Here is an 11,801-nt window from a genome sequence, read left to right as displayed (position 1 = left end):
TCACTTTAATCACGTGCTGATCACGCGAGGTCGTATGCGGTCTCTGCGTGTTCGGTCTCATCGATGCCGCGTGCCTCGTCCTCGGCCGAGATTCGCCAGCCCAGGGGCTTGAGTGCGAAGCCGATGATCGTCGTCAGAACGCCGGTGAAGACGAGTGCTGCGAGTGCGATCACGATCTGAACCACCAGTTGCTTGTAGTCGCCGCCGTAGAAGAGGCCGGTTGCGGTGCCGAAGAATCCGATACCGATCGTGCCCCACAGGCCGGAGACAAGGTGCACGCCGACGACGTCGAGCGAGTCGTCGAAGCCGAAGCGGAACTTCAGGCCTACTGCGAGAGCGGACAGGATGCCGGCGACAGCGCCGAGGAAGATGGAACCGACCGGGTTGAGCGCACCGGCAGCAGGGGTGATGGCGACCAGACCGGCCACCGCACCGGAAGCTGCGCCGAGGCTGGTGGCGTGGCCGTCACGAATACGCTCGGTAGCGAGCCAGGCCAGGACTGCGGCACACGTCGCGGTGGTCGTGTTGACCCAGGCGAGACCGGCGTTACCGTCGGCGGCGAATGCCGAGCCGGCGTTGAAGCCGAACCAACCGAACCAGAGGAGTGCGGCGCCGAGCATCACGAAGGGCAGGTTGTGCGGACGGAAGGCGGTCTTGCCGAAGCCGAGACGCTTGCCGACGATGAGTGCGAGGACCAGACCGGCCATACCCGCGTTGATGTGAACGACTGTGCCACCGGCGAAGTCGATCGGAGCGACGTTGGCGACGGTGACTCCGTCGTCATTGACCGTGGTGCCGAAGAGCTTTGCCGCGATGCCGTCCTCGGAACCCGAGAGGAGTCCGCCGCCCCACACCATGTGTGCGAGCGGGAAGTAGACGACGGTGACCCAGATACCCGAGAACAGGAGCCAGGTGCCGAACTTGACCCGCTCGGCCAGGGCACCACTGATGAGGGCGGTGGTGATGATCGCGAATGTCACCTGGAACGCGATGTCGATGACGTTGGGGTAGCCCCAGGCGCCGGCGATGAAGTTGCCGTCAGCATCGGTGATGCTGTTCTTGAGGCCGAAGAACTCGAACGGGTTGGCAAAAATGCCCCCGATGTTCTCGGTGCCGTAGGACATCGACCATCCCCACAGAACGTAGATGACGCCGATGACGGCCATGGCCCCGAAGGACATCATCATCATGTTCAGGACGGACTTGGACCGAGACATCCCGCCGTAGAAGAAAGCGAGGCCGGGTGTCATCAGCAAGACCAGAGATGCAGCCATCAGCATCCATGCGGCGTTACCGGAGTTCGCCAACAAATCGTCGGTACTCACTTACTACCTCCTAGTCGCACGTGCCGGGCAGCACGTCGTTAAGGAGAAGAGTGCTGGGCTGGTGTTTCGTCCATGGCGCTGTCGCGTTTCGCAGACGTGAACCAATTGCCCAACTTTGTTGCAAACAGGTTTCGCCAGGGAGTTCTACCGCCCCTGTGCGCCTTTTTGGTAGTTCGCGCTACCAAAAAGGCGCACGGGGGCGTCAGCCCAGCAGGGCGTCGACGAACGCACCCGGCTCGAACGGCGCCAGGTCGTCGGCACCTTCACCGAGGCCGACCAACTTCACCGGCACACCCAGTTCATGCTGAACCTGGAAGACGATTCCGCCCTTGGCAGTTCCGTCAAGCTTGGTCAGTACGACGCCGGTGATGTCCACGACCTCCGCGAACACTCGTGCCTGCGCCAGTCCGTTCTGGCCGACCGTCGCATCGAGAACCAGCAGAACGTCGTCGACCGACGCCTTCTTCTCGATGACCCGCTTGACCTTGCCGAGCTCGTCCATCAGGCCGGTCTTGGTGTGCAGGCGGCCGGCGGTGTCGATGAGGACCACGTCCACGCCGTCCGCGATGCCTCGTGAGACCGCGTCGAAGGCAATCGCAGCGGGATCGCCACCCTCCTTGCCACGAACAACTTCAGCGCCGACACGCTCAGCCCACGTCTGGAGCTGATCGGCGGCGGCGGCGCGGAACGTGTCCGCGGCACCGAGCACGACGCGACGACCGTCGGCGACGAGCACGCGAGCCAGCTTGCCGGTGGTGGTTGTCTTGCCGGTCCCGTTGACGCCGACGACGAGCAGAACAGCCGGGTGATCATCGTGCGGCAATGCGCGGATGGAGCGGTCCAGTTCGGGACGCAGTTCGGCGATCAACACCTCGCGCAGTAGGGCGCGGGCGGCAGCCTCGGTCCGGACGCTGCGGGCCGCCATCTGCTCACGAAGCTTCGTGACGACCTTTTCCGTGGTCGCGGAGCCGAGGTCTGCGATGAGGAGGGTGTCCTCGACTTCTTCCCACGAATCCTCGTCCAGATCGCCGCCACCGAGCAGACCCAGCAAGCTCTTGCCGACTGCTGACTGCGAGCGGGAAAGGCGCCCGCGCAGTCGGTCCAGCCGACCCTCGGTCGGGTCGATCTCGTCCAGCACGCGCGGTGCAGGCTCGACGGGTTCGGGAACGACAGGTTCTTCGACAACAGGTTCTGCTACCGCTGGTTCTTCTACGACCGGCTTTTCGATTACCGGCTCTTCGACAACCGGCTCTTCGACAACCGGTTCCTCGACAACCGGTTCCTCGACAACAGCGGGTTCTTCGACAACCGGCTCCTCGACAACGGCCGGCTTCTCCGCAACAGGTTCTTCGACGATCGGTTTTTCGACGACAGGTTCTTCGACGACGGGCGGCTTCTCGGCGACCGGAGGTGTCGGAACCACCGGAGGTGGCGCCGTTGCCGTCGACCCCTGACTGAAGTTGAACCCGCCACCGGCCTTGTAGCCGCCTGACTTGTCCTTCTCGGGTGCGCCGAGCTCCGGCTTCGTCTCGGGTGCCTTCAGCGATACCTGCCCCTTGCGGTAGCGCAGGAATCCGGCAACGAGAACGACGAGTAGTACGGCCGCTACAGCCGCGATGATGATCCAAGCCTGGGTAGTCACCGGCCCATTGTTTCAGGCTCCGACCCGGAAAGTGAGCAGGGCTTACGTCGAGGCCATGTCTTGACCGCGAAGTCGCTGCGAAATCACGGTGGTGATGCCGTCGCCGCGCATGCTGACGCCGTACAACGCATCGGCGATTTCCATCGTCGGTTTCTGGTGAGTGATCACGATCAACTGCGACTTCTCCCGCAATTGTTCGAAGAGTCCGATCAGCCGCCGCAGGTTGGTGTCGTCCAACGCCGCCTCGACTTCGTCCATCACGTAGAACGGGGACGGGCGTGCCCGGAAGATCGCGACCAGCATGGCCACCGCGGTCAACGACTTCTCGCCGCCCGACAGCAACGACAACCGCTTGACCTTCTTACCGGGCGGACGCGCCTCGACTTCGATGCCGGTGGTGAGCATGTCCGAGGGATCGGTGAGGACCAGCCGCCCTTCTCCCCCGGGGAACAATTTCTCGAACACTCCCACGAACTCACGCTCGACGTCGGCATAGGCCTCGGTGAACACCTGCAGTATTCGTGCGTCGACGTCTGCGACCACAGCAAGAAGGTCCTTGCGTGCGGTCTTGACGTCCTCGAGCTGAGTGGAGAGGAAGGTGTACCGCTCCTCGAGAGCTGCGAATTCTTCGAGCGCCAGCGGATTGACCTTGCCGAGGGTGGCGAGGTCCTTCTCGGCCCGCTTGGCGCGCCGTTCCTGAGTCGCGCGGTCGTACGGAAGCGGAGCGGGGGCGGTGACCTGCTCCCCACGCTCCTTGGCCTGCTCGTACTCCTCGATTTCGAGAGCGGTCGGCGGCAGTTCGACCTCGGGCCCGTACTCGGCGATCAGATCGTCGAGGCCGATACCGTACTGATCGAGGATCGACTCCTCGAGTTGTTCGATGCGCAGCGCTGCCTGTGCCTTCGCTACCTCGTCGCGGTGGACGGCGTCGGTGAGCGAAGCGAGTTGTCCGGTCAGTGCTCGGACTGTCTCGCGGACCTGATCCAGCTTGGCCGTGCACTCGGTGCGGGCCCGAGCCAACTCGTCGCGGTGAGCAAGAGCCGCGGCGACGACTGTCTCGAGTTCGGCCGCCACGCGCTGTCCCGACTCGGCGACGGCAGCTGCAACTTCCGCAGCGTGCGCTCTGGCGCGCAGAGCCCGCTCGGCGCGAATCCGCGCTTCTCGTTCCGCGGCGGCCGCACGCCGAAGCGAATCGGCCTTTCCGCGTACGGATTCCGCACGCTCTTCGGCGGTGCGCACGGCAAGGCGAGCATCCATTTCGACGATGCGCACTTCGGCGAGCGCTGCTGCGGCCATTTCGCGATCGGCAGCGGTCGATTCCGCACCGTGTCCCGGTGCACTGCCGTCGGTTTCGGCGACGCGCAGACGTTCCTCCAGATCCGCGAGCTTTGTCAGCGACTCACCGCGGCCCTCCTCGGCACGCACTCGCTGGGCGGTCAACCGCTCGGATTCCGCGTGGGCGACTCGTGCTGCCTGCCCCAATCTGCCCAACTGCTCGTAGATGGCGGACATGGCGGCGTCCGACTCGTTGAGCGCTGCCAAAGTTTGCTCCGCGGTCTCGCGTCGAGCGGCTTGTTCGGCCAGAGCGCCGGACAGCGCAGCGTCGAGTTCCTCGGATCGGCTCTCCGTTGCCGCCAGTTCCGCTGCTGACGCGTCGATCGCCGCCTGCACCTCGAGCGTGCTCGGTTGCCGATCCGAGCCACCGATCATCCACCCCGAACCGTGCAGATCGCCAGAACGCGTCACTGCGCGAATTCCCTTGTGGTCAGCAACAACTCGAATCGCGTCATCGAGAGTCTCGACGAGGACGACGCCATCGAGGATGGCGGTCAATCCGGCACGCAACTCGTCAGGGCAGTCGATGACGTCGACGGCCGGACGACTACCCGGCGCGATCTCGGCCTCGCGCTTGATCGCCGGTTCACCGCTCACGATCAGTGATGCACGTCCACCGTCCTGATCGGCCAGTGCTGTGACAGCGGAGCGAGCAGAGTCCAGCGAATGCGCAACGACGGCGTCTGCTGCCGGCCCCATCGCGGCGGCGATCGCGGCCTCGTAGCCGGGTTCGACGTGAATCAGTCCGACCAGCGAGGTGATGCCGTCGTCGCCGCGGTGTTCGAGCAGCCAGCCGCCACCGTCCTTGCGCTGCAAACCCATCGACAGTGCCTCGATGCGCGCCCGGAGCGAAGCGATGCGTTGCCCGCTCGTCTTTTCTTCCTCACGAAGCTCTTCGACGCGCGCGTCGATCATCTCGAGAGCCTCGATGGCGCGTTCGTGATTGGTATCGAGGCCGACTTCACCGGCGTCGAGGTCCCCGATGCTTTCTTGCACCGTGTCGAACTCGGCCTGTGCGGCATCGCCACGCAGACGAGCCTCGTCGATCGCTTCGGTCAGCCGAGACACTTCCGCGTCGACGGATTCGACGCGGGTACGCAGAGTGTCGACCTGACCGGAGAGTCGAGCAAGACCTTCACGGCGGTCGGCGACGGCACGAACTTCCGCCATGTGCGCCCGTTCCGCTTCTGCTGCAGCATCTTCGGTGGCTGCGAGCTGGTCCCGAGCAGCTTCCGACGCCGCTCGCGCGATTTCGACGCCTTCGAGGAGTTCGGCCTCCTCGGCAGCAAGACGTTCGGCGCGCGCCTCCATCTCGTCCGGGTCCTGGCCGCGGTTGCCGACGGGTTCGGAGTCGAGATGACGCGCACGCTCGCGGGCGATGCGCGCAGTGGCGTTCACGCGTTCGGCAAGCGCGGAAAGCTGGAACCAACTCTGTGCAGCCGCTTCCGATCCCGGAGTCAGACGAGCGAGAGCTTGCTCCTGGCGCCCGAGTTCGAGGTTGGCCTCGTCGAGCGCAGCCGCCACCTGGTTGTGCTGTTCACGGGCCGCTTTCTCGTCCTGCGCCTGGTCGTTCAACTGGTTTCGACGGGTCACCAGATCGTCAGCGGCCAGACGCATCTTTGCATCACGCAGGTCAGCCTGGACCGTCTGTGCTCGCCGAGCAACCTCGGCTTGGCGTCCCAGCGGTTTGAGTTGCCGACGCAGTTCCGCGGTGAGGTCACTGAGGCGAGCGAGATTGGCCTGCATGGAATCGAGTTTGCGCACCGCTTTTTCCTTGCGGCGGCGATGTTTGAGGACTCCCGCGGCTTCTTCGATGAAGGCGCGTCGATCTTCGGGACGGGATTCGAGGATCGCGGCGAGCCGTCCCTGCCCGACGATGACATGCATTTCGCGGCCGATGCCGGAGTCGCTGAGCAGTTCCTGGACGTCCATCAGACGGCAGGACGAGCCGTTGATCTCGTACTCCCCCGCGCCGTCGCGGAACATGCGGCGCGTGATCGACACCTCGGAGTACTCGATCGGGAGCGCCCCGTCGGCGTTGTCGATGGTCAAGGTCACCTCGGCGCGGCCCAGCGGCGCGCGGCCGGAGGTGCCGGCAAAGATGACATCTTCCATCTTGCCGCCGCGCAGGGCCTTGGCGCCCTGCTCGCCCATCACCCAGGTCAACGCATCGACGACGTTGGATTTACCCGAGCCGTTCGGGCCGACCACACAAGTAATTCCCGGCTCGAACCGAAGAGTCGTTGCCGACGCAAAGGATTTGAATCCCTTGAGTGTCAGACTCTTGAGGTGCATGGGGGAAACTTTACCGCCAAACAGGTCAGCGTTCGACGAACCCTGTCAGGTCGCCCCTTGCGGTGTCCCAGCTGTCGACCACGAGATCCACCGAGCCTGGGGTAGTACCCGAGCGCAGCAGCTCCACCAATCGCTCGAGCTGCGTGCGTTCGCCCTCCGCCACGACGAGCACTCGACCGTCACGCTGATTGGACGCATATCCGATCAATCCGAGTTCGAGTGCGCGGGCCCTGGTCCACCACCGGAACCCGACGCCTTGAACGTATCCGTGAACCCACGCCGTCAACCGCACAGGCGCTGCTTCAGCCATGACGCTCAGCCCGCCACACGTTCGAGACGGTGAACGTCACCCAGGAATCCGGTGGTGTAGAGCGCGTTGGGATCCCAGCCCGGTCCGGCGCCGAACTTGACCGCAGATGTGAACGGCAGACCCGAGGCGATCTCACACGAAGATCCCGAATCCGGATCGACGCGAACAACTTTGCCGCCTGCATTGAATGCGACGTACAACGCGCCGTCCGGTCCGACGGTCAGATCGTCCGCCATGTTTGCCGGACCGAACCCGGGGAGCGTGATCGTTCGTTCCGGCCCGCCCAGATCGTTTGCGTCGAGGATGTGGACGGCGGTGACCATGTCGAAGGTCGTGCTCACGTAGATCGTCGAACCGGAGCGTGCGAGGCCGTCAACGGTGCCGAGGTCTTCACGAACGATCGAACTGCTTCCGTCACCGTTGACGACCGTGAGCCCCGGCCTGGTGAGTGTGCGGGCAGTGAGGAAACGGTTATCGTCCAGCTGCACAAGCCCGTTCGGCATCACCAGACCGTCGGCGATCGTTGTCACCGACCCGTCTGCGACGTCGACCTTGCGGAGGCTGCCGTCGGCGATTCCGAACAGTCCCGAGACAGTCGAGTTGCCCGTGGTGAAGTACACGGATCCCTCACGCGCGACCAGACCGCCAGGTCCGGTGACGTCACCGACCAAAGTTGTCCGTGTTCCGTCCGGCGCCACTTTCAGCAGTGCACCCGGCCCGATCAGAGCCGACTGCGACAACACCATCGATCCGTTGCCGTCGAATTCGAGGTTCTCGAGCATTCCGGCACCAGTCGTCACGACGCTCGACGTCCATGTGCCGCAACTACCGGCCGAGCCGTCGGCCGGGACCGAGGCCTGCGCTGGAGCACTCAGCGCCACAACGGAACCCAGTGCGATCGCAGCGACAACGCTGCCGGCGCGGAACATCAGGCTTCCGTGTCGAACGACAGAGTGACCTTGGTTCCGGCCTTGAGCGTGCGCCCGACCGTGCATACCTTGTCCACGGAACGCTCGACGAGAGTGATGAGGCGCTGCTGTGCCTCGGCATCCAACTCGCTGAGATCGAGCTCGAGGACCTCGTCGAGCTGCGGGTAGACTTCGTTTTCACGATCGGCGGCTCCGGACACTCGGACCGTCGCGTCGTAGTTGTCACCGAGCCGGCGCGAGATCGGGAAGTCGGAGCTCATCCCCGTGCATGCGGCCAGTGCAATTTTGAGAAGTTCGCCGGGCGTGAAGACTCCTGGCACCGATTCGGAGCCGATGAGAACCTCTGCGCCGCGCGAACTCTTGCCGGTGTAGAGGCGGGTTCCGGTTCGTTCGACCCAAAGCTCCGTGTGAGCCGGGGCGGTTGCAGTGGTGTCGGGAGTCTGTTCAGCCATGACGCAATCTTGCCACTCCGCCGAACCGAAGGGGCGGGAGACCTAGGCGATTCGCCGTGCCCTCGGGGTCGGCTGGCACCGCGGGCAACTGAACGACGATCGATTCATGAACTTCTCACGCTTGATCGGCGCGCCGCATCGCGGGCACGGGAGGTTTTCCTGCCCGTACGCCGACAGCGACCGGTCGAAGTAGCCCGATTCCCCGTTGACGTTCACGTACAGCGCGTCGAAGGACGTACCGCCCTGATCGAGCGCTTCACCCATCACCGAGTGTGCCGCGGTCAACAGTTCTCGAAGTTTGGGCCTGGTAAGCGTTTCGGCGATTCGGTTGCCGTGAATCTTGGCGCGCCACAATGATTCGTCGGCGTAGATGTTTCCGATTCCGGAGACCACCGTCTGGTCGAGAATCGCGCGCTTGATCTCGGTGTGCTTGCCCCGCAGGACTTTCACGACGGATTCGAGATCGAACGCCGCATCCATGGGATCGCGAGCGATGTGCGCCACCGACTCGGGCAGCATCGTTCCGTCGACCTCGACGAGGGGTGAAATCGACCAGCCACCGAAGGTCCGCTGATCGACGAATCGAAGATCGGCCCCGGAATCGAGGGCCAACCGAATGCGTAGGTGCTTTTCCCAGCCGACTGTCGGGGGTTGGACCAGCATCTGTCCGCTCATCCCGAGATGAACCACCAGTCCGACACCGGCAGGCTCGAGAACCAGCCACAGGTACTTGCCGCGACGCTCTGCCGAAGCGATGGTCTGCCCGGTGAGTTGGCCGATCAAGTCCTCGGAACCGAGAATGTGGCGCCTGATCGCGCGGGGATGGAGTACCTCGACGGCCTCGATCGCCGCACCTACAGCATGAGACTGTAGGCCGCGGCGAACGACTTCGACTTCGGGAAGCTCAGGCAAGAGTGAACTCAGCCGGCAAGATCAGGCGTGTCGTCAGCAGCGACTGCGGTAGCAGCGGCATTCTCCGACATCGTCTTCCATGCCGAACTTGCTGCCTTCTGCTCGGCTTCCTTCTTGGAACGACCGACACCGACACCCAAGGGTTTGCCACTGATGAGAACGGTGGCCGTGAATTCCTTGTCGTGATCGGGTCCGGTGGCGGTGATCTCGTACACGGGAACTCCGGCACCGTGTTCTGCGGTCAGTTCCTGCAGACTCGTCTTCCAATCCAGACCCGCGCCCAGAAGCGGTGCGCGAGTGAGTAGATCGTCGAACAGATCGAGGACGACACGTCGCGCAGTCTCGATGCCGTGCTGCAGGTGGATGGCGCCGAGAATCGACTCCATACCGTCGGCGAGAATGGACGGCTTGTCACGGCCGCCCGTCATTTCCTCGCCCTTACCCAGCAGCAGGTGTGCTCCGAGTCCACCTTCACCCAGAGTCCTGGCAACCTCGGCGAGTGCATGCATGTTGACCACGCTGGCACGGATCTTCGCCAGATCACCTTCGGATTTGTCCGGGTGGGACAGGTAGAGATTTTCGGTCACTGTGACGCCGAGAACGGAATCCCCGAGGAACTCGAGGCGCTCGTTCGTGGGCAGTCCGCCGTTCTCGTACGCGTACGAGCGGTGCGTGAGAGCCAGGGTCAGAAGACCGGGCTCTATATCTACGCCGACAGCGGCGAGGAGCTTGTCGTGATTGCCCTCGCCGCCGGCGGCTGAAACTGTATTTTCGCTCGTCATAGTCTTTCTCCGGGGAGAACTAGACAGCAGCGGTTACCTGGCGGCCCTTGTAAGTACCGCATGACGGGCATGCGATGTGGGGAAGGGTCTGCTCGCCACAGCCACGGTTGGGGCAGGTAACGAGGGTGGGCACAGTGGTCTTCCACTGGCTACGACGCGACCGCGTGTTGGATCGCGACATTTTGCGCTTGGGGACAGCCACTTCTACTTCTCCTCGGCTTCGGTGATCACAAGATTTTCGCTGGTGTTTGATTCCACGCCAAATTTGGCCGCGAGACCAGCCCAGCGAGGATCAAGTATGTCATGCCCATGCCCAGATTCCGCAATCGCCAGGCGAATGCCACATTCTGAGCACAATCCCAGGCAATCGTCACTGCACAGAGGCTGGAGCGGAAGCGCCAGCCCGACTGCATCGACGATGACCGGTTCGAGGTCGATTTCGTCGTCTTCGACCGCGTAGACCTCTCCCTCTTCCGTCGTCTCCTCGGTGGTGCTGTCCGGGTAAGCGAACAACTCCGTGAGATAGATGTCCACGGTGTCGGTGAAAGGTTCAAGGCACCGCGAGCATTCACCCTTGGTGGGTGCGTGCACGTTTCCGGTGACGAGAACGCCTTCGGACACTGCTTCGAGACGAAGATCGAGATCTATGTCCGCGCCCGCTTCGATCGCGATCAGATCGAGACCGATACGGTTCGGGGACTGAATTGTTCTCTCGACGGTACGCATCGACCCTGGACGACGACCGAGCTTGACCGTGTCCAGCAAAAATCCCGCATCACTTGACTGATGCGACGAACTACGACGATGCGTTGACAAAGAGAACTCACCTAACTGTTGAAACTGGTATGGGCAACCACTCCACAATACGGCAGCTACAAGGCAAATCCCAATTCGATCCACGAAAAAGTGGGCCGCCCCATATCGGACGACCCACCCTCGACTGACTTGTCTGCTCTATCGGCGCCGCTCGGAACGACGATCGTCGTCCTGGTAGTCGGGAACCCCCGAACCCGTTCGAAGCTGCTGACGACCACGCCCGACCGATCGAACCGTTCCGGTGAGGAACTCTTCGAACTCGGCCAACTTGGTGTCCACGTACAGGTCACACTCCGAACGCATCCTGTCGGACTCGGCATGAGCGGCGTCGATCACTCGCGCGGATTCCGCGTGAGCTGACTGGACAACCTCGGTCTGCGACACCAGACGAGCCTGCTCCGCCGTTCCCTCCGCCACCGAATGTTCGTACGAGGCCTGGCCGGACTCGATCATCCGATCGGCCTCGGCACGCGCTCGTCCGGTGACGGCCTCGTACTCACGACGGCCGTCGGTGACGGTCCGTTCCGCTTCTGCTTCGGCGTCCTCGACCAACTGATCGGCGTGCGCACGCGCTTCGGCAACCATGCGATCGGCCTGAGCCTTGGCATCGGACAGAATCCGGTCGGCGTCGTCGCGTGCGTTCTCCACAGTCGAGGTTGCCTCGGCATTGGCGCTGCTGACCGTCTTCTCGGCGTTTGCTCGCGCGTCACCGACCAATTTGTCGCGATGATCGAGGACGTCCTGAGCGTCGTCGAGCTCGCTCGGAATTGCGTCCCGGACGTCGTCGAGTAGCTCGAGTACGTCACCGCGAGGCACAACACACCCTGCGGTCATGGGAACACCGCGCGCCTCTTCGACAATTGCGACCAGTTCGTCCAGTGCCTCGAATACGCGGTACACAAGCAACCCCAATCTCTACCGGCCGAAATCGGCCCACATCGTCACCGGTCCACTCGGACCTGTGCTCGTTCCTGTCCAAGTTTGCCGGAAGAACGGCCAACGG

The 11,801-nt window shown here is 63.5% G+C and carries 11 protein-coding genes; all 11 read right to left on the bottom strand.

Annotated features, from left to right (window positions below):
* Nucleotides 1–20: 20 nt before the first annotated feature.
* Nucleotides 21–1,280, bottom strand: coding sequence for an ammonium transporter (locus EHW12_RS11840; RefSeq protein WP_042450902.1), 1,260 nt, complete (start codon nt 1,278–1,280; stop codon nt 21–23).
* Between the two features lie 247 nt (nt 1,281–1,527).
* Nucleotides 1,528–2,967 carry a signal recognition particle-docking protein FtsY gene (gene ftsY, locus EHW12_RS11835; RefSeq protein ID WP_003942718.1) on the bottom strand — a complete coding sequence of 480 codons (1,440 nt, stop codon included), beginning with the start codon at nt 2,965–2,967 and terminating at the stop codon, nt 1,528–1,530.
* Between the two features lie 42 nt (nt 2,968–3,009).
* On the bottom strand, nt 3,010–6,597 hold the full coding sequence (smc, locus tag EHW12_RS11830; RefSeq protein ID WP_125050680.1) for a chromosome segregation protein SMC: 3,588 nt from the start codon (nt 6,595–6,597) through the stop codon (nt 3,010–3,012).
* Nucleotides 6,598–6,622: 25 nt separating this feature from the next.
* On the bottom strand, nt 6,623–6,907 hold the full coding sequence (locus EHW12_RS11825) for an acylphosphatase (protein WP_037130369.1): 285 nt from the start codon (nt 6,905–6,907) through the stop codon (nt 6,623–6,625).
* Between the two features lie 5 nt (nt 6,908–6,912).
* Nucleotides 6,913–7,836, bottom strand: a complete 924-nt coding sequence (locus tag EHW12_RS11820; protein ID WP_125050678.1) for an SMP-30/gluconolactonase/LRE family protein — start codon at nt 7,834–7,836, stop codon at nt 6,913–6,915.
* Nucleotides 7,836–8,288, bottom strand: coding sequence for an OsmC family protein (locus EHW12_RS11815; protein WP_003942740.1), 453 nt, complete (start codon nt 8,286–8,288; stop codon nt 7,836–7,838). Before EHW12_RS11815 ends, EHW12_RS11820 begins: the two co-directional genes overlap by 1 nt.
* Before the next feature lie 42 nt (nt 8,289–8,330).
* The gene (gene mutM / locus EHW12_RS11810; protein WP_125050676.1) at nt 8,331–9,200 is read right to left on the bottom strand and encodes a bifunctional DNA-formamidopyrimidine glycosylase/DNA-(apurinic or apyrimidinic site) lyase; all 870 of its coding nucleotides are present in this window, start codon (nt 9,198–9,200) and stop codon (nt 8,331–8,333) included.
* Between the two features lie 8 nt (nt 9,201–9,208).
* Entirely contained in the window at nt 9,209–9,982 is a 774-nt protein-coding gene (rnc, locus tag EHW12_RS11805; protein ID WP_003942759.1) for a ribonuclease III, read from the bottom strand.
* A 19-nt stretch (nt 9,983–10,001) separates the two neighbouring features.
* Nucleotides 10,002–10,184 carry a 50S ribosomal protein L32 gene (gene rpmF, locus EHW12_RS11800; RefSeq protein ID WP_007729318.1) on the bottom strand — a complete coding sequence of 61 codons (183 nt, stop codon included), beginning with the start codon at nt 10,182–10,184 and terminating at the stop codon, nt 10,002–10,004.
* Between the two features lie 2 nt (nt 10,185–10,186).
* On the bottom strand, nt 10,187–10,747 hold the full coding sequence (locus EHW12_RS11795) for a YceD family protein (RefSeq protein WP_007729319.1): 561 nt from the start codon (nt 10,745–10,747) through the stop codon (nt 10,187–10,189).
* A gap of 189 nt (nt 10,748–10,936) precedes the next feature.
* Nucleotides 10,937–11,698 carry a DivIVA domain-containing protein gene (locus tag EHW12_RS11790; protein ID WP_003942696.1) on the bottom strand — a complete coding sequence of 254 codons (762 nt, stop codon included), beginning with the start codon at nt 11,696–11,698 and terminating at the stop codon, nt 10,937–10,939.
* Nucleotides 11,699–11,801: the final 103 nt, after the last annotated feature.

The sequence above is a fragment of the Rhodococcus sp. NJ-530 genome, assembly GCF_003860625.1.
In the GTDB taxonomy this organism is placed as follows: domain Bacteria; phylum Actinomycetota; class Actinomycetes; order Mycobacteriales; family Mycobacteriaceae; genus Rhodococcus_F; species Rhodococcus_F qingshengii.
The sequence above is the reverse complement of the archived record's forward strand: the minus strand, read 5'-3'. Positions and strand labels throughout refer to the sequence as shown.